The following is a 16907-nucleotide window of genomic DNA, read 5'->3' on the forward strand; positions in this document are numbered from 1 at the left end:
TGCGCGGGTGGAGAGGCGGCTGCTGGCGGACACCCGCCCGCTCGCGAACCCGCACTTCCGCCGTCTCTGGCGGGCCAACATCATCACCGTCATCGGTGCCCAGCTCACGGTCGTCGCGGTCCCCGCGCAGATCTACGCGATGACCGGGTCGTCGGCCTACGTCGGGCTGACCGGCGTGTTCGGACTGGTGCCGCTGGTCGTCTTCGGCCTGTGGGGTGGTGCGCTCGCCGATGTCTTCGACCGCCGCACGCTGCTGGTCATCACGACGGTCGGCCTGATCCTCACGAGCCTCGGCTTCTGGATGCAGGCGGCCGCCGGCACCGAGGACGTGTGGCTGCTGCTGTCCCTCTTTGCGGTGCAGCAGGCGTTCTTCGCGGTCAACCAGCCCACCCGGTCGGCGCTGCTGCCACGACTGCTCGACCAGGAGCTCCTGCCGGCGGCCAACTCGCTCAACATGACCGTCATGCAGGCCGGCGGGATCGCCGGTCCGCTCGTCGGCGGGGCGCTCATCCCGCTGGTGGGCTTCTCCTGGCTCTACCTGATCGACACGATCGCTCTGCTCGCGACCCTCGGCGCCGTCGTACGCCTCCCGCCGCTGCCGGTGACGGGCGTGACGAAGACACCGGGGATCCGCGCCGTCGTCGACGGTTTCCGCTACCTGCGGACCCAGCCGGTGCTGATGATGTCGTTCGTCGTGGACATCATCGCGATGGTCTTCGGGATGCCGCGGGCGCTCTTCCCGGAGATGGCCGACGTCGACTTCGGCGGGCCCAGCGAGGGCGGCCTGGCCTTCGCGCTGCTCTTCGCCGCGATCCCTGCGGGCGCGGTCGTCGGCGGCGTGCTCTCGGGCTGGGTGTCACGGGTGGAGCGCCAGGGCCTCGCGGTGATCGTGGCGATCCTGGTCTGGGGCGTGGCGATGATCGGCTTCGGCGTGGCGGCGATGCTCGCTCCCTTCGCACCCGCGCTGATGCTCGGCGTCGCCGTGCTGATGCTGGCGATCGGCGGCGCCGCCGACATGGCGTCCGCGGCCTTCCGCACCTCGATGCTCCAGTCGGCAGCCGCCGATGAGGTCCGCGGTCGGCTCCAGGGCATCTTCATCGTCGTGGTCGCCGGCGGCCCCCGGGTTGCCGACGTGGCCCACGGCGCCACCGCGGCAGCCACCGGGGCCGCGGTCGCCGCGGCCGGCGGCGGCGTACTGGTCGTGGTCTTCACCGTCCTCGCCGCCATCGCGGTGCCCGCCTTCGTGCGCTACCGGGTGACGCGGGTGGGGTGAGCCTCCGGGGTGCGGCGTACGCCCTGCCGGAGGTTGTCAGGCTCTCCCACGGGTTGTCAGGGCGTGCAGAGGCCGACAACCTGGGGGATCCCCGGCCAGCCGGGGATCCCCCAGGACCACGAGCACCGAGGCCTCAGGCCACGCGGCCCTTCGGCGCACCCTCGGCCGTCTTGCCCGGGTCGCTGATCACGACCGAGCCGAGGGCGTCGTCGATGCGCTTCATCACGTCGGCGTCGAGCTTCACCCCGGCGGCCTTGACGTTGTCGGCCACCTGCTCGGGGCGCGAGGCGCCGACGAGCGCGGCGGCGACGTTGTCGTTCTGCAGCACCCAGGCGATGGAGAGCTGGGCCATCGTGAGGCCGCAGTCCTCGGCGATCGGCTTGAGGTCCTGCACCGCGGACAGGGTGTCGTCGTTCATGAAGCGGCTGATCATGTCGGCGCCGCCCTTGTCGTCGGTGGCGCGCGAACCCTCGGGCAGCGGCTGGCCGGGGACGTACTTGCCGGACAGGACGCCCTGCGCCATCGGGCTCCACACGATCTGCGAGACACCGAGCTCGGCGGAGGTCGGCACGACCTCGCCCTCGATCACCCGCCAGAGCATGGAGTACTGGGGCTGGCTGGAGATCAGCTGGAAGCCGAGCTCCTTCGACAGCTCCACGCCGGCGCGGATCTGGTCGGCGGTCCACTCGCTGACGCCGATGTAGAGCGCCTTGCCCTGGCGCACGATGTCGGCGAAGGCCTGCATCGTCTCCTCGAGCGGCGTCTCGGTGTCGTAGCGGTGGGCCTGGTAGAGGTCGACGTAGTCGGTCTGCAGCCGCTCGAGCGAGCCGTTGATCGACTCCATGACGTGCTTGCGCGACAGACCTGTGTCGTTCTTGCCGCCGGGGCCGGTGGGCCAGTAGACCTTCGTGAAGATCTCCAGCGACTCGCGACGCTCACCCTTCAGCGCCTCGCCGAGCACGGTCTCCGCCGCGGTGTTGGCATAGACGTCGGCGGTGTCGAACGTCGAGATGCCCTCGTCGAGCGCGGCGCGCACGCACTGCGTGGCGACGTCGTTCTCGACCTGGGACCCGTGGGTGAGCCAGTTGCCGTAGGTGATCTCAGAGATCTTCAGTCCGCTGTTGCCGAGGTATCGAAACTCCATTCCTCGACACTAGCGGGGCACCCGGAAGGGCGGTCTGGTCAGGGGACGGCCTGCCACTCGCCCGCCCGCACCTCGACGCCGGCGAAGGCGAGGAGGCGTACGGCGTCGGTGATCGCCTCGGCGACCTTGCCGGGCGCCGGGTGGTTGCCGGTGTCCTCGACGTCGACGACGACCGTGGTCGGTGACGTCGGCTCGACGAGGACCACGCACGAGGTCGCGGCGGCCGCGGCGAGCCAGGACATCCACGGACGGCGCTTCGCGCGGAACCCGTCGTCGGCGGGCGTGCTGCGGAAGCCCTCGTCGTCCAGGCACGCCTCGAGCTGGCGCAGCGTGGCCTCCACGTCGGTGGTGGTGAGGGTCAGGCGCGGATGGACGATGCGGCGCGACCAGCGCCGGACGATCGGCTCAGGCATCGTCGCCCTCACGCCGCGGCGGACGCGTCACGCGCTCGCGCATCCGGTCGAAGGCCTCGTCGCTGTCCTCGACCTCCTCGACCAGGTCCGGCGGCATCGTCTCGCGCAGGGCCTGGAGGTTGGCGCTCGACATCTCCCGGAGCCGCTGCGCCTCGGGCGACTCGTCGCGACCGGAGAAGACGTCGAGCACCGTCGTCTCGCCGGCGTCGATGCGGCGCTGGACCCGCTGCCACTCCGGTCCCATCCGGCCGTCGCGAGCCGCGGCGGCACGCTCGCGGTCACTGTCGGCCAGCTCGCGCTCGGACGCGCGCTCCTCGCGCTCCAGGCTGCCGATCAGCGCCTCGAGCCGTGCCAGCACGGAGTCGGGCTGCTGCGCCCCTGATGCACTCATGCGGTGGCGCTCTGGCCGAAGCCCGACACCACGTCGGCGATGACCTCGTACTTGTCCATGATCGCCATCTTGCCCTCCGCGAAGTCCTCGATCGCGCTCGCGATGGTCTCGATGATCGTGTAGATCAGCTTCACCTTCTTCACGACGGCCTCGATGTCGCTGTAGATCGTCACCGCGCCGACCGCCCAGCCGACGACCGGGGTCGCCGCCTGCGCGGCCATCTTCAGCAGCTTGTTGACGATGAAGTTCAGTGCCATGCCGATCCCCGTGGCGGCGAGCTTGCAGGCGGTCGAGATGTTCTTGACCAGGTCGCTGGCGTAGCCCATGGCGTACTGCATGCCGAGCGCGCCACCCGACACCGACGTCATGCTGGCGCGGAACGAGTGGCCCGCGACGCCCTGCCAGGTCTGCGCGGTCGAGGCGACCAGGCCGGCGTGGTTGCGGGCCAGCGCGAAGCACGCGTCGCCGCAGTGGCTCCACGCCTCCGAGGCGCGGAAGATCGCCTCCCAGTCACCGGCGAACGGGTGGTAGATGCAGCGGTCGAGGATCGAGTAGCCGAGGAACTGCTCGGCCACCCAGTCGATGCTGCCGAGGATCGCGCCCGCGCTCCAGCGCAGGTCCTGCACCGGGTTCTCGGGGTTGCTGGGGGCCACGAGGTACGACGACGCGTCGACCTGCTCGCGCACCGGACCGCCGTTGCCGAGGTCGCCCACCCGCTCGACCAGCTGACGGGCGTCGCGCACGCCGTCGCCCACGGCACCGACGGTGTCGGCGCCCTTCTCCCAGATGAAGGAGCTGACGTCGCCGTGGTCGCCGCCGGCCGACTCGCCCGCCGCGGGAAGCGCGGGGCCGCGCAGGTCGGGGTAGGGGCCGGTCGGACCCGCGGCACCACCGCAGGCGCCGAGCTCTGCGCCGAGGGTGGTGAAGAAGTCGCTGACCGACCCGTCCTGGTCGCGGAAGTCGACGGCGGTCTCCCCGACCGCTGCGGCGGCGGCCTGCTCCAGCGAGGCCAGCGCGTCCATGGCGTAGCCGGCGGCCTGGACAGCGGCGCGCGACAGCGGGTCGAAGACCTGCAGCAGGAGCCCGGTGGCGTCGCCGATGTCTGCCTGGGCCCGGATGTAGGAGGCCATCTGCTGGGCGTGGCCGTGCTGGCGCTCGAGCACCTGCTGGGTGAGAGCCAAGGTGTCGTACCTGATGACGATGTCGTTCAACGTCGGTCTCCTTCCGGACGCGGACATCCTTCCGCGTGCCGGTCGGCACCAAACATCGCGGAGGGTGTGGGTTCAGCGCCGGTCGCTGCGCGGCACCGCCGCGAGCCTGCGGTCCAGCCATCCGAAGGCGGCGAACAGCAGCACGAACAGTGCCGTGATGCCGACGCTGACGACCGCCACCGCGCCCCACCCCTCGGTGTCGGCGTCGAGGAACGGGTAGGGCACCCAGCCGTCGACCTCGCCCACCACGAGGGTCCACGCCAGCCAGGCCAGGGGCCAGCACAGCGCGTACGCCGCCTCGCGGACGCCGATCCGCGGGCGTGGCCCGACGACAGCCCAGGCCGCGAGCGCGAGCACCGGCACCACCATGTGCAGCATCTTGTCGGCGACCCAGTCCGCACCGTCGAGGTCGAGCAGCGGGCGCAGCAGGAAGAAGTGCACCAGGCCGGTGACGGTGATCCCCACCAGACCGGCGAGGCGGGCCACGCGCCAGCGCGGGCGGTCGAGGGCCGGGTCGCGCGCCAGGACCGTGGAGGTGAGCGCGACCAGCAGGTTGCTCTGGATCGTGAAGTAGGCGAAGAAGCGGTAGATGCTCTCCGCCCGGCCGGGCGGGTCCTCCTCGACGAGGACGGCCGAGCCGAGCAGCACCAGCACCAGCTGCAGGACCACCGCCGCCCAGGCGACGACGGCGACGACGAGGTGGACCGGCCGGGCGCGGGTGGCAGTCATGTCAGCGAGCGGGCGGTCAGTCGAGGACGACGAGGACGTCGCCGTCCTGCACGACGTCGCCGACGGTCACCCTGATCGCGGTGACGGTGCCCGCGCGCTCGGCGAGCATCGGGATCTCCATCTTCATCGACTCCAGCAGCACGACGGTGTCGCCGGCCTCGACGCGGTCGCCCTCCGCGACCTCGATGGTCAGCACGTTGGCGACCAGCTCGGACACGATCTCGAGCGACGTGGTGCGGGCCATGGCTCGACGCTAGCGGTTACCGGGGCGTAGCCGCTGATCGGACCCGCGGCGGACTCAGAGCTCGGCGAAGCGCCGCGGCTCGGGCCGGTGCGGGCCGGCCTCCTCCGCACGCCGTCCGCGGCTGCCCTTGGTGCCCGTGAGGGCGAGGTCGATGCGGATCAGCACGTAGCCGATGAGCAGGCCCAGGACGAGGGAGTACGCCGCCCGCAGGCCGGCCTCGAGGTAGGAGCTGTCCGGCGCGACCAGGCCCGTGGCCAGCGGCACGGTGGCCGCGACGCCGAAGGCGCACAACCACCAGCCCTGGCGACGGCGGGCGCGCAGGTGGGTGCCCCACGCCAGCGCCGGGATGCCGAGCAGCACGACCAGCGGGCGCGGGAACGCCCCGATGCGGGCCGAGACCCAGTCGGCGAAGTCGAGGACGGACGACACGAAGGTCTGGGTGCCGTAGCGCCGGAGCAGCTCGGCGTACAGCAGCGTCACGACGAGGACCGCGAGACCGGAGGCGACCACGATCATGCCGCGCCGGCCGAGGCCGTGGAGGCCGGCGCCGAGGCGGTAGACGATGGTGAAGACCAGGCCGAGGGCGAGGAAGAGCGCCGCGAGGTCGAAGCGGTCCGCCGCGACCGTGGGCTCGAAGCCGACGGCCGCGAAGGCCGTCACCACTGCGACCAGGACCGCGACCAGGACCTCGCGCACCGCCTTCCACCAGGTCACGGCCGGCACCGTCACCATCACGGCATAGACACTGCCCACGACACAGGTCATCACCGCGGCGCCGGTCGGCAGCACCCTCCCGCCGACCAGGAGGCTGGCCACACCGAGCACCAGCGCGAGGCCGGCGGAGACGAGCGCGCGCCCGGCCGTCCGGGTGGCGAGCAGCCAGGACAGGGCGGTGACCACGGCCACCGCCCCGGCGCCGTCCACCCACTCCGGCACCGAGCCCAGGGGGCCGGCCGAGGCGCTCTCGGCGAGGAGTCCGCCCACGGCGGACCAGACGAGTGCGGCTGCGCCGAGGCCGAGCACGGCGAACCACAGCAGCAGCAACGACCGGCGCGGGCCGTCGGGAGGGAGGACGCCGGTGTCGCGGGTGGGCTCAGGGGTCGGCTCAGGAGCAGGTGCGGGGACGACGGGCGCGGCGGGCGACGCCACGCCCCGGGGCTCGTCCGCCTCGGCGTGCGAGGCCGTGTCGGGCCTCGGCTTCCGCGTCCGGCGCAGCCGCGAGGGCGGCCGCTCGGCAGCCCGCTTGCCGCGGGAGGACCCGCGGGGGCTGTCGGCGGTGGGGGAAGACACGTCGCAGGAGGTTACAGCCGCCGGTTGGACAGGGACGGATTGGTGCGACGGGCCGTCTCGAGGTGCGCGCGCTCCAGCACGGCGTCGAGGACGGCCTCGGGCCCGCCGGCCTCGGCGAGCACCTCGCCGAGCGGTCCGACGACCAGCGAGTGGCCGGTGTAGCGGGGCTCGGGCTGCGCGGCACCGACGACGAAGCAGGTGTTCTCGATGGCCCGGGCCACGAGCAGGGTGCGCCAGTGCTCGACCTTGCGCTCGCCGGGCAGCCACGCTGCAGGCACGACGAGGACCTCGGCGCCGGCGTCGACGAGGCGGCGGGCGAGCTCGGGGAAGCGCAGGTCGTAGCAGGTCATCAACCCGACCCTCCAGCCCCCGACGCCGACGACGACGGGCTCGAGCGGCCCGCCGGTCAGCCGGTCGGACTCGCGGTAGCCGAAGGAGTCGTAGAGGTGGATCTTGCGGTAGTCCGCCCGGCCGGCGCCGCGCACCACCAGCGTGTTCCAGGGCCGCGCCGGGTCGGCGGAGGTCTCGAACATGCCGGCGACGACCGTGCACGACGTCGCGTCGGCGACCCGCGCGACCTCGGTGGCGAACGGGCCGTCCAGCGGCTCGGCGTACGCACTGATGTCGGAGCCGGCTTCGCCGAAGTCGCGGGCATAGGCCTCCGGCAGGACGACCAGGTCGGCGCCGGGCGCCACGTCGGCGGCCAGGCGCTCCCGGTTGGCGGCGGGGTCGAGGCCGCTGGCCCACTGGTGGACGCGCACGCGCAGCTGCTGGCCGGTGTCCATGCCTCCAGAGTGCCAGAACGGACTCGGCTGGGAGGATGCCCGCATGGACCTCGACCTCACGGCGGCCGACTTCTGCGGCGTGGTGCTGGCCGGGGGCACGGCGGCGCGCATGGACGGGATCGACAAGGCGAGCGTCGAGCTCGCCGGTCGCACGCTGCTGGCCCACGCGGTGGACGCCTTCCTCGACGCCGACGAGGTGGTGGTCGTCGCCCCGCAGTCCGTGCCGACCGAGCGTCCGGTCACCTTCGCCTGCGAGGACCCACCGCGGGGCGGTCCGGTCGCCGGACTGCTCACCGGCGTCGACGCGCTGCTGCGCCGACCGCGGCTCGTGGGCGTGCTGGCCGTCGACATGCCACGGGTCACGGCAGCCACCATGCGGCGCCTGCGCGCGGCGGCGGACGGCCACGACGGGGCGTTCCTCGTCGACCGCGACGGCCGGCGGCAGCTGGCCGGGGTGCTCGACGCGACCCGCCTCGCCGACGTACGCCCCGGGCCGGAGCAGCAGCACGGCATGGCGCTGCACCGGCTCCTCTCCCCGCTGCGCCTGGCGTCGGTGCCGGCCGGTGGCGAGGAGGGGCTCGACATCGACACGTGGGCCGACCTGCGCGACCTCGGCGGTTGAGCGGTCCTTGTCCCTTGCCGCCGTCGGGTGGGGTGCGAGAGATTGGGCTCGTGAACCTTCACGACTGGATCGACGAGCTCAGTGACGTCCTCGACGTCGAGACAGAGGTCGACGAAGGCCTCATCCTCGACCTGGCCCGCACCGCTGCGCAGGACGTGCAGAAGACGGCCGCGCCCATCACCGCCTACCTGCTCGGCTACGCCGCCGGTGCGGGTGGCGCCGACCCGGAGGCGGTCGAGAAGCTCGCGGCCAGGGCCCAGCTGCTCGCCGAGAGCTGGGACCGGCCCGCCGACGCGCCCGACCCCGACGACGTGGACGACGAGGTGCCCGACGACTCGTCGGTCGACCACTCCAGCGACCTCTACGAGGACTGATCGGAGTGCGCGCAGCCGTGACCACCGGCACCGGTGGCCCCGAGGTCCTGTCCGTCGGCGACGTCGCCGACCCCCGACCCGGAGCCGGTGAGGTGCTGGTCGACGTCGTCGCGGCGGCGGTCAACCGCGCCGACACCCTGCAGCGGCAAGGCTTCTACCCACCTCCCCCGGGTGCGTCCGAGGTCATCGGCCTGGAGTGCAGCGGCCGCATCGCCGAGCTCGGCGAGGGCGTGGAGGGCTGGTCGGTCGGCGACGAGGTGTGCGCGCTGCTCGCCGGTGGCGGGTACGCCGCCCGCGTCGCGGTGCCGGTCGGGCAGGTCATGCCGGTGCCGGGCGGCGTGTCCCTCGTCGAGGCCGCGGCCCTGCCCGAGGTGGCTGCGACCGTGTGGTCCAACGTCTTCATGACCGCCCACCTCGCGAAGGGCGAGCGCTTCCTCGTCCACGGCGGCGCCGGCGGCATCGGGACGATGGCGATCCAGCTCGCCGTCGCGCGCGGGGCGGAGGTCTTCACGACCGCAGGGTCGGCGGAGAAGCTCGAGCTGTGCCGCTCGCTCGGGGCCACGGCGATCTCCTACCGCGACGAGGACTTCGTCGAGGTGCTCACCGAGGTCGGCGGCGCCGACGTCGTCCTGGACAACATGGGCGCGAAGTACCTCGGCCGCAACGTCGCGGCCCTCGCCACCGGCGGGCGCCTGGTCGTCATCGGCTTCCAGGGCGGCACCAAGGGCGAGCTCGACATCCAGGCGCTGCTGCGCAAGCGCGCCTCGGTCACCGCGACCTCGCTGCGCGCGCGACCGCTGGAGGAGAAGGCGGCCATCTGCTGCGGGGTGGTGGAGAACGTCTGGCCGCACGTCGCCGCCGGCCGGATCCGCCCGGTCGTGGAGACCACGATGCCGCTCGAGGACGTCGCGCGCGCCCACCAGCTGATGGAGGACGGGGCGCACGCCGGGAAGATCCTGCTGACGCTCTGACCACTTCGACGCTCGAGGAGCCCCGCCACCGGACGGGTCATAGGGTGGCGGTCATGACCGAGCAGCAGCAGCCCAGCGCCCCTGCGTCCGAGGAGCAGGTGGTCGTGGTCGGGCCCGACGGCCAGCCGATCGGCACCATCCCCGCGAGCGCCCTGCCCGCGATGACGCAGCAGTCCGGCGAGGACGGCGAGGAGGACGGGGGCGAGCGCCACATTACCGAGCTGGTCGAGCAGCCGGCGAAGGTGATGCGCATCGGCAGCATGATCCGCCAGCTCCTCGAGGAGGTGAAGGCCGCGCCCCTCGACGAGGCCAGCCGCCAGCGCCTCAAGGAGATCCACGCCGCCTCCATCAAGGAGCTCGAGTCGGGCCTGGCCCCCGAGCTGGTCGAGGAGCTCGAGCGCCTCTCGCTGCCCTTCACCGAGGAGGGCACGCCGTCGGAGGGCGAGCTGCGGATCGCGCAGGCCCAGCTCGTCGGCTGGCTCGAGGGGCTCTTCCACGGCATCCAGACCGCGATCTACGCCCAGCAGATGGCCTCGCGCGCCCAGCTCGAGCAGATGCGCCGCGCGCTGCCCGCCGGTGCCGGCCACGCCCAGCACCAGCCGATGGGGATGCCCAACGTGCCCACCGAGGAGACCCAGGAGTCCGGCGGGACGTCCAGCGGGATGTACCTCTGAGACCCCGGCCGGCGCAGTTCAGCGGCGAGCGAGGCGGCGTACGACGACGAGGCCGAGCAGGCCGATGATCGCCATGGCGGCGCCCGGCGCGGCGGCGCGCGCGAGGCCTGCCGGCGGTGAGTCCTCGACGCGGGTGAGCTCCGCGGTCGGTGGCGGGGGCGGCTGGACCGGGGCACCCTCGCCGAGGAGAGCCTCGACCTTCTCGACCTTCGTCGGGTTGGCGACGGCGGTGCCACCGCAGCTGTCGGCGTCGTACGGCGCCGCGTCGCCCGTGGCGAGGAAGACGTAGGTCGTGCCGACCTCGAGCTCGCCGAGACCGCAGGCAGCCGGGCCGCCGGCGGAGAAGACCTGCGTCGAGCGCTCGGGAGTGCCCTGGTAGGCCCGGGACGCGGTGACGTCGTAGGTGAAGTCGTTGCCCGCTGCCTCGACCCCGTCGATCGTGCCGATGAAGACGACGTCGGCGCGCTCGACCTGCTGCTCGAGCTGGCCCTGCTTGCAGGTGCACGCGGCGGAGGCCGGTGCGCTCACGGTCAGGACCAGGCCCACGCACGCGAGCAGCATCGCGGCGGCGACTCGGACGGCACGGATCATGGCGGGCAGCCTAGCGAGACAGGCCGAAGAGGTCGCTCAGCACCTCCGCGACCCCGTCGTCGTCGTTGGCCGGAGCCCGGTGGTCGGCGAGGTCGTGCACCGACGGGTGGGCGTTGGCCATGGCGTACGACGTGCCGGCCCACTCGAGCATCGCCAGGTCGTTGGGCATGTCGCCGAAGGCGACCACGTCCTCGCGGGCGACGCCCATCTCCGCGGCCAATGTGGCGAGCGTCGTGGCCTTGGTGACGCCGGCGGCACTCATCTCCACCAACGCGAAGGAGGACGACCAGGTCGTCACCACCTGCTCACCCACCGACGCCTCTGCGCGGCGCCAGAAGTCCTCCGGCTCCAGGTCGCGGTGCACCGCGAGGACCTTCACGACGTCGTCGCCGAAGATGTCGGCGAGGTGACCGGTGTGACGCTCGGCCCGGTCGTCGGGGTGGCGGGGGAAGTCGACCTCGCTGGCCCACCCGGTCGTGTGCTCGACGGCGAAGTGGGTCCCGGGCACCGCCGACCGCAGCTGCTCGGCGACGGCGACGCCCACCTCCCGCGGCACCGCCCGGAAGTCGCGCACCTCACGGCGCGCGACGTCGTACACCAGGGCGCCGTTGCTGCAGATCGCGAGGCCGTGGCCCCCGACGTCGGCCCAGAGCTCCTCCATCCAGCGGATCGGGCGCCCGGTGGTGAACACGACCGGCACGCCACGCGCGTCGAGCTCCTCGAGCACTGCGCGGGTGCGGTCGGTGACGGTGCCGTCGGAGTGGAGCAGGGTGCCGTCGAGGTCGGTGGCGACCAGCCGGGGCGTGCTCACGCCGGGTCCCTGAGCGACAGGGTGACGGTCAGCTCGTCGCCCTCCTCGACGCCGGCCGCGGTGCGGACAGCTTTCTTGACCGGCAGCACGAAGCCGCCGGAGCCGGAGTCGGGGAAGACGCTGGTGTCCCAGGTCGTGGCGCCGACCCGGACGCGTACGCGCACGGACCCGAAGCCGCGCGGCTCGCCCGAGCCGACGCGCACCTCCTCGGCCACGTGGGGCGGGAGGGTGACGAAGCACCACGAGGAGGAGTCGGCCGACTCCTGGCGCGCGGTCCACCGCCACAACGGCGCGGTGAAGGTGAACCCCTCGCCCACCGGGTCAGGCATCCGGCGGGAACCAGCGCGACATCTCGAGCGCCGCGCCCTCGTCGTGGACCGACGCGGTGACGTCGTCGGCCGCGGCCTTGACCTCCTCGACGGCCTGGCCCATCGCGACGCCACGACCGGCCCAGCGCAGCATCTCGATGTCGTTGCGCCCGTCACCGATGGCGAGCACGTCGGCGGCGGTGAGGCCGAGCCTGTCGCACACGTGCTGGAGGCCGGAGGCCTTCGAGACGCCGACCGGGGAGAGGTCGAGCCATGCGGTCCAGCCCACGACGTAGTCGGTGCCGTGCAGCCCCAGCTTCGAGGCGAGCTCGAGGAAGTCGTCGGCCGTGGCGTCGGGGTCACGGATGATCACGCGGCTCACCGGCTCACCGATGATGTCGTCGACCTCGGTGATGATCTGCTCGCCGGAGATCTCGCCCTCGGGGAAGACCCGGTTGACGCGGTAGCCGCCGACCGCGCGCTCCTCGACGGCGACCAGCGCCTCGGGGTGGTGCTCCAGCACCGCCGCGACCGCGGGCGCGGCGTCGAAGGTCTCCTCGTGGACGACCTCCATCGGCGGGTAGCGGAAGACGACGGCTCCGTTGGACGCCACCACCCAGAGCTGGTCGGCCTCCTCGCGGGGGATGTCGAGCATGTCGGCGATGCGCGTCATGCCGTGCGGGGAGCGACCGCTGGACAGCACGATGTGCGCGCCGGCGTCGAGGGCGCGGTGGATCGCGTCGTAGACCGGTGCGGTGATGGTCTCGTAGTCCTCGGCCTGGCCGTCGAGCCACTTCAGCAGGGTGCCGTCGATGTCGAGGGCGACGACCTTGGGGGTCCAGTCAGCCAAGGGGCTTCATCACTTCCAGTCCGCCGAGGTAGGGGCGCAGCGCCTGCGGCACCGTCACCGACCCGTCCTCGTTCTGGTGGGTCTCCAGGATCGCCACGATGGCTCGGGTCACGGCGGTGAGCGTTCCGTTCAGGGTCGCGACCGGCGTGGTGCCGCCCTCCCCGCGGGTGCGGATGTCGAGGCGACGGGCCTGGAAGTCGGTGCAGTTCGACGTCGAGGTGAGCTCGCCGTAGCCCTGCCGGCTCGGGATCCACGCCTCGCAGTCGAACTTGCGGGCCGCGCTCAGGCCGAGGTCGCCCGCGGCGGTGTCGATGATCCGGTAGGCGAGCTCGAGCTTGTCGAGGAACTCCCGCTCCCACGCCAGCAGCCGCTGGTGCTCGGCGTACGACTCCTCGACGGTGGTGTAGACGAACATCTCCACCTTGTCGAACCAGTGCACCCGCCAGATGCCCTTGGTGTCCTTGCCGTAGGAGCCGGCCTCCTTGCGGAAGCACGGGCTGAAGGCGGCGTAACGCAGGGGGAGTGCCGCAGCATCCAGGATCTCGTCCGAGTGGTAGGCCGCCATCGCCACCTCCGAGGTGCCGACGAGGTAGAGGTCCTCGCCCGCGATCTGGTAGACGTCGTCGGCGGCCTGGCCCAGGAATCCGGTGCCCTCCATCGCACGCGGACGCACCAGCGAGGGCGCCGCGGCCTGGATGAAGCCGGCCTCGCGGGCCTGGTCCATCGCCATGTTGACCAGCGCGAGCTGGAGCTGCGCGCCGACGCCGGTGAGGAAGTAGAAGCGCGAGCCGCTGACCTTGGCGCCGCGCTCGATGTCGATGGCGCCGAGCATCCGGCCGAGCTCGACGTGGTCGCGCGGCTCGAAGTCGAACTCGCGGGGCGTGCCCACGTGCTCGATGACGGTGTAGTCCTCCTCGCCACCGGCGGGCGCGGCGTCGTCGGCGACGTTGGGGATGGCCTTGATCGCCTCGTCCCAGGCGGCCTCGGCGTCGTTGCGGGCCGCCTCGGCGGCCTTCACCCCGGCAGCCACCGCCTTGACCTGCGCGAGCAGGGCCTGCTTCTCCTCGCCCTGCGCCTTGGCCACCAGGGCGCCGCTGGACTTCTGCTGGGCGCGTCTGGACTCGAAGTCGGCGATCGCCTGGCGCCGTGCGGAGTCGGCGGCGAGCGCCCGGTCCACCACGTCGGCGGACAGGCCCCGCTTGGCCTGGGCTGCACGCACGCGGTCGGGGTCGTCACGGAGCAGGCGAGGGTCGATCACAGGGGAAGGCTAGCCGCCGCGAGGTCGGGGAACCGAACCGGTTTGGGCATACTTCGCAGGTGACTCCCGCCTCCCGCAACCGCAGCCTGGCCTGGGCCCTCCTCTCGGGGGGACTGTTCGCCGTCCTGGCCTATCTCGTCACCCGGGACCGCTCCCCGCTCGACGCCTTCGACGTCGAGGGACGGCGCCTCGCGGAGTGGGCCGACGACCACGCCGTCCTCGTCGACACCCTGCGGGTGGTCGAGACGGCCTTCGGCACGATCGGCATGACGATCCTGACGGCCGTGCTGGCGCTCTGGCTCGTCGTACGCCTCCAGCGCTGGGCAGCGGTTCTCGCAGTCGTCGTGATGTCCGCGACCGCGGTCGCGACGACCGGGCTGAAGAACGGGCTGGGGCGCGACCGGCCGGACTGGCAGGACGCCCTGAACACCCACACCAACTTCAGCTTCCCGTCGGGCCACGCCTCCTCGACCGCCGCCTTCGCCGCGGTCCTGGTGATGCTGCTGGTCCTGTTCGTGCGGCGCACGAGCCTGCGCCGCCTCGGCATCACCCTGACCGTGGCCTGGTGGTTGCTGGTGGCCCTGGACCGGGTGCTGCTCGGGCGCCACTTCCCCAGCGACGTCATCGGCGGCGCGCTGCTCGCGCTGACGATCTTCTTCCTGGCCCTGGCCTTCATCGACCCGCGACCGCGCTCGACGGCGGCGAAGGCCGAGCCGCTCCCGGAGGTCTTCACCTCCCAGCGCCGGCTCGCGGTGATCCTCAACCCGATCAAGGTCGAGGACGTCGGGCAGTTCCGCGCCACCGTCGCCGAGATGGCCAGGGAGTCGGGCTGGTCCGAGCCGACCTGGCAGTACACGACGATCGAGGACCCCGGCACCGGCATGGCCGAGCGCGCCGCGGTCTCGGGAGCCGACCTGGTGATGGTGTGCGGCGGCGACGGCACGGTGCGCGAGGTGTGTGCCGAGCTCGCCGGCACGGGCATCCCGGTCGGCATCATCCCGGCCGGCACCGGCAACCTGCTGGCGCGCAACCTCGACGTCCCGCTCTACCTCCGCTCGGCGATCGACGTCGCGCTCAACGGCCAGGACCGGGCCATCGACCTGGTCAAGGTCGGCGGCGACGGCATCGAGGACACCCACTTCATGGTCATGGCGGGCATGGGCTTCGACGCCGCGCTCATGGAGGGCGTCAACGAGGACATCAAGAAGAAGATCGGATGGGTGGCCTACGTCGTCTCCGGCCTGAAGTCGCTGATGTTCCCCGCGGTCAAGGTCGAGATCCAGATCGACGACCAGGAGCCGAGCGTCCACCGGGCCCGCACGGTCGTGGTCGGCAACGTCGGCTTCCTCCAGGCCGGGATGCCGCTGCTGCCCGACGCGACGATCGACGACGGCATCCTCGACGTGGTGATCATCCACCCGCGGCAGTTCCTGTCGTGGATCACCGTGGCGATGCGCGTGCTGGCCAAGAGCACGATCGTCGACGAGACCCTCGACCGGCGCACGGGCTCGCGGGTGCGGATCAAGGCCGCCTCCGCCACGCCCCGCCAGCTCGACGGCGACTCCATCGGGGAGGGCCGCGAGCTGCACATGGAGTGCATCCACGGCCGGCTGCTGGTGCGCGTGCCGCGCTGACCCAGCCGGTCGACCCGGAAGCCCTCAGGGACGGGCGTGCTCGATCGCCTCCTCCTCCTCGGGCGAGAGCTGCTGCTCGCACGTCCAGGAGGAGATCGACTTGGCGTAGGTGCGGGCCTCGCTACGACCGTGGATCGACGTCAGCACGACTCCGTGGCCGGCGTCGTCGAGCACCGCCAGGCTCCAGCTGAGGTGCCCACCGACGTCGCCGAAGGCGTCGTAGCGCACCACGGAGAGGTGGCGCAGCGCGTCGGCGCTCTCCGTCTTGAGGGCAGCGACCTCCTGCCGCAGACCGTGCACGTCCTCGGGCAGCGCCTCGACCCCGTCACCGCCGGAGCGGGACGGCGTACGCCGCAGGGCGAGCCCGGCGAGCACGCAGGCCAGGGCGGCGAGGACGACGGCGACGACGGAGAGCACGAGCACGCCCCGACCCTATGTTCGCGGGGCGGTCACGGGCGTGCGGACACGGCCGGAGGTGACACACTCGCCGACGTGACAGCCCGACGCATCGCCTACCAGGGAGAGCCCGGCGCCAACTCCCACCTGGTGTGCCAGCAGGCCTACCCCGACTGGGAGCCGATGCCGTGCGCGTCGTTCGAGGACGCCTTCGCGGCGGTGGAGAACGGTGACGCCGACCTGGCGATGATCCCGATCGACAACTCGATCGCCGGCCGGGTGGCCGACATCCACCACTTCCTGCCGACCTCCGACCTGCACATCGTCGGCGAGCGGTTCCTGCGCATCCAGTTCTCCCTGATGGCCCTGCCGGGTGCGCACATCGACTCGCTGCGCACCGTGCACAGCCACGTCCACGCGCTCGGCCAGTGCCGCGGCGTGATCCGCGAGCTCGGCCTGACCCCGGTCGTCGCGGGCGACACCGCCGGCGCGGCCCGCGAGGTGGCGGAGTCCGGCGACCTGACCCAGGCCGCGATCGCCCCGCCGCTGGCGGCCGGGATCTACGGCCTGCAGGTGCTGCGCGATGAGATCGAGGACGAGGACCACAACACCACCCGCTTCGTGGTGCTCTCGCGCGACTTCGAGCAGGCCACGTCCGGTGAGGGCCCGGTCGTGACGACCTTCATCTTCAACGTGCGCAACCTGCCCGCCGCGCTCTACAAGGCGCTCGGCGGCTTCGCCACCAACGGCGTCAACATGACCAAGCTGGAGAGCTACATGGTCGGCGGCCACTTCACCGCCACCCAGTTCCTCGCCGAGGTCGACGGCCACCCCGACGACCCGGGCGTGCGCAACGCGCTCGAGGAGCTCGCCTTCTTCACCACCGAGGTCAAGGTGCTGGGGGTCTACCCCGCCGACGCCTTCCGCGCGGAGTGATT

Annotated in this window: 21 protein-coding genes; 7 read left to right on the forward strand and 14 right to left on the reverse strand. The window is 72.4% G+C overall.

Features of this window, described 5'->3' with window-relative positions; genetic code table 11:
* Positions 1–7 precede the first annotated feature (7 nt).
* Entirely contained in the window at positions 8–1273 is a 1266-nt protein-coding gene (locus tag K4G59_RS07000) for an MFS transporter (protein WP_231250252.1), read from the forward strand.
* Between the two features lie 133 nt (positions 1274–1406).
* Here K4G59_RS07000 and K4G59_RS07005 read toward each other — a convergent pair whose 3' ends face one another.
* The 8 genes from K4G59_RS07005 to K4G59_RS07040 form a co-directional block, all read right to left on the reverse strand.
* Positions 1407–2417, reverse strand: coding sequence for an aldo/keto reductase family protein (locus tag K4G59_RS07005; RefSeq protein WP_231250253.1), 1011 nt, complete (start codon positions 2415–2417; stop codon positions 1407–1409).
* Between the two features lie 38 nt (positions 2418–2455).
* Entirely contained in the window at positions 2456–2830 is a 375-nt protein-coding gene (locus tag K4G59_RS07010) for a hypothetical protein (RefSeq protein ID WP_231250254.1), read from the reverse strand.
* A complete protein-coding gene (locus K4G59_RS07015) occupies positions 2823–3221 on the reverse strand; it encodes a hypothetical protein (RefSeq protein ID WP_231250255.1) in 399 nt (132 codons plus the stop codon). The genes K4G59_RS07010 and K4G59_RS07015 overlap by 8 nt, the downstream gene beginning before the upstream one ends.
* Positions 3218–4432 carry a hypothetical protein gene (locus tag K4G59_RS07020; protein WP_231250256.1) on the reverse strand — a complete coding sequence of 405 codons (1215 nt, stop codon included), beginning with the start codon at positions 4430–4432 and terminating at the stop codon, positions 3218–3220. The genes K4G59_RS07015 and K4G59_RS07020 overlap by 4 nt, the downstream gene beginning before the upstream one ends.
* Positions 4433–4504: 72 nt before the next feature.
* Positions 4505–5161 carry a Pr6Pr family membrane protein gene (locus K4G59_RS07025; RefSeq protein WP_231250257.1) on the reverse strand — a complete coding sequence of 219 codons (657 nt, stop codon included), beginning with the start codon at positions 5159–5161 and terminating at the stop codon, positions 4505–4507.
* A gap of 16 nt (positions 5162–5177) precedes the next feature.
* On the reverse strand, positions 5178–5405 hold the full coding sequence (locus K4G59_RS07030) for a biotin/lipoyl-binding carrier protein (RefSeq protein ID WP_231250258.1): 228 nt from the start codon (positions 5403–5405) through the stop codon (positions 5178–5180).
* Between the two features lie 54 nt (positions 5406–5459).
* On the reverse strand, positions 5460–6695 hold the full coding sequence (locus K4G59_RS07035; protein ID WP_231250259.1) for a hypothetical protein: 1236 nt from the start codon (positions 6693–6695) through the stop codon (positions 5460–5462).
* A gap of 11 nt (positions 6696–6706) precedes the next feature.
* Complete coding sequence (locus tag K4G59_RS07040; RefSeq protein ID WP_231250260.1) at positions 6707–7480, reverse strand: carbon-nitrogen hydrolase family protein; 774 nt, start codon at positions 7478–7480, stop codon at positions 6707–6709.
* Between the two features lie 43 nt (positions 7481–7523).
* Between K4G59_RS07040 and mobA the strand changes: the two genes are divergently transcribed.
* Genes mobA through K4G59_RS07060 form a run of 4 tightly spaced genes read left to right on the forward strand, consistent with a single transcriptional unit; the run spans position 7524 to position 10121 of the window.
* Complete coding sequence (mobA, locus tag K4G59_RS07045) at positions 7524–8102, forward strand: molybdenum cofactor guanylyltransferase (RefSeq protein WP_231250261.1); 579 nt, start codon at positions 7524–7526, stop codon at positions 8100–8102.
* A 50-nt stretch (positions 8103–8152) separates the two neighbouring features.
* Positions 8153–8476, forward strand: a complete 324-nt coding sequence (locus K4G59_RS07050; protein WP_231250262.1) for a DUF6457 domain-containing protein — start codon at positions 8153–8155, stop codon at positions 8474–8476.
* Positions 8477–8481: 5 nt separating this feature from the next.
* Positions 8482–9447: an NAD(P)H-quinone oxidoreductase gene (locus K4G59_RS07055; protein WP_231250263.1), complete on the forward strand. Its 966-nt coding sequence runs from the start codon at positions 8482–8484 to the stop codon at positions 9445–9447.
* 53 nt (positions 9448–9500) lie between these two features.
* Entirely contained in the window at positions 9501–10121 is a 621-nt protein-coding gene (locus K4G59_RS07060; RefSeq protein WP_269209789.1) for a bacterial proteasome activator family protein, read from the forward strand.
* An 18-nt stretch (positions 10122–10139) separates the two neighbouring features.
* On the opposite strand, the gene K4G59_RS07065 is transcribed toward K4G59_RS07060, so the two are convergent.
* Genes K4G59_RS07065 through serS form a run of 5 tightly spaced genes read right to left on the reverse strand, consistent with a single transcriptional unit; the run spans position 10140 to position 13939 of the window.
* Entirely contained in the window at positions 10140–10712 is a 573-nt protein-coding gene (locus K4G59_RS07065; protein WP_231250264.1) for a hypothetical protein, read from the reverse strand.
* Between the two features lie 10 nt (positions 10713–10722).
* Complete coding sequence (locus K4G59_RS07070; protein ID WP_231250265.1) at positions 10723–11523, reverse strand: Cof-type HAD-IIB family hydrolase; 801 nt, start codon at positions 11521–11523, stop codon at positions 10723–10725.
* Entirely contained in the window at positions 11520–11852 is a 333-nt protein-coding gene (locus K4G59_RS07075) for a DUF1905 domain-containing protein (RefSeq protein WP_231250266.1), read from the reverse strand. Before K4G59_RS07075 ends, K4G59_RS07070 begins: the two co-directional genes overlap by 4 nt.
* Positions 11845–12681: an HAD family hydrolase gene (locus tag K4G59_RS07080; RefSeq protein ID WP_231250267.1), complete on the reverse strand. Its 837-nt coding sequence runs from the start codon at positions 12679–12681 to the stop codon at positions 11845–11847. Before K4G59_RS07080 ends, K4G59_RS07075 begins: the two co-directional genes overlap by 8 nt.
* A complete protein-coding gene (gene serS / locus K4G59_RS07085) occupies positions 12674–13939 on the reverse strand; it encodes a serine--tRNA ligase (protein WP_231250268.1) in 1266 nt (421 codons plus the stop codon). Before serS ends, K4G59_RS07080 begins: the two co-directional genes overlap by 8 nt.
* Positions 13940–13998: 59 nt before the next feature.
* Here serS and K4G59_RS07090 point away from each other — a divergent pair, with 59 nt between their 5' ends.
* Complete coding sequence (locus tag K4G59_RS07090; protein WP_231250269.1) at positions 13999–15573, forward strand: bifunctional phosphatase PAP2/diacylglycerol kinase family protein; 1575 nt, start codon at positions 13999–14001, stop codon at positions 15571–15573.
* A 24-nt stretch (positions 15574–15597) separates the two neighbouring features.
* Here K4G59_RS07090 and K4G59_RS07095 read toward each other — a convergent pair whose 3' ends face one another.
* Positions 15598–15996 (reverse strand): DUF4446 family protein, encoded by a 399-nt coding sequence (locus K4G59_RS07095; protein WP_231250270.1) that lies wholly within the window; start codon positions 15994–15996, stop codon positions 15598–15600.
* A gap of 69 nt (positions 15997–16065) precedes the next feature.
* Between K4G59_RS07095 and K4G59_RS07100 the strand changes: the two genes are divergently transcribed.
* Entirely contained in the window at positions 16066–16905 is an 840-nt protein-coding gene (locus tag K4G59_RS07100) for a prephenate dehydratase (protein ID WP_231250271.1), read from the forward strand.
* Positions 16906–16907: the final 2 nt, after the last annotated feature.

This window comes from Nocardioides furvisabuli (genome assembly GCF_021083185.1).
Lineage (GTDB): Bacteria > Actinomycetota > Actinomycetes > Propionibacteriales > Nocardioidaceae > Nocardioides > Nocardioides furvisabuli.

Coding starts and splice junctions, on each gene's coding strand:
- K4G59_RS07005 (WP_231250253.1), bottom strand. CDS start 2,417: ATGGAGTTTCGATACCTCGGCAACAGCGGACTGAAGATCTCTGAGATC.
- K4G59_RS07010 (WP_231250254.1), bottom strand. CDS start 2,830: ATGCCTGAGCCGATCGTCCGGCGCTGGTCGCGCCGCATCGTCCATCCG.
- K4G59_RS07015 (WP_231250255.1), bottom strand. CDS start 3,221: ATGAGTGCATCAGGGGCGCAGCAGCCCGACTCCGTGCTGGCACGGCTC.
- K4G59_RS07025 (WP_231250257.1), bottom strand. CDS start 5,161: ATGACTGCCACCCGCGCCCGGCCGGTCCACCTCGTCGTCGCCGTCGTC.
- K4G59_RS07030 (WP_231250258.1), bottom strand. CDS start 5,405: ATGGCCCGCACCACGTCGCTCGAGATCGTGTCCGAGCTGGTCGCCAAC.
- K4G59_RS07040 (WP_231250260.1), bottom strand. CDS start 7,480: ATGGACACCGGCCAGCAGCTGCGCGTGCGCGTCCACCAGTGGGCCAGC.
- mobA (WP_231250261.1), top strand. CDS start 7,524: ATGGACCTCGACCTCACGGCGGCCGACTTCTGCGGCGTGGTGCTGGCC.
- K4G59_RS07060 (WP_269209789.1), top strand. CDS start 9,501: ATGACCGAGCAGCAGCAGCCCAGCGCCCCTGCGTCCGAGGAGCAGGTG.
- K4G59_RS07065 (WP_231250264.1), bottom strand. CDS start 10,712: ATGATCCGTGCCGTCCGAGTCGCCGCCGCGATGCTGCTCGCGTGCGTG.
- K4G59_RS07075 (WP_231250266.1), bottom strand. CDS start 11,852: ATGCCTGACCCGGTGGGCGAGGGGTTCACCTTCACCGCGCCGTTGTGG.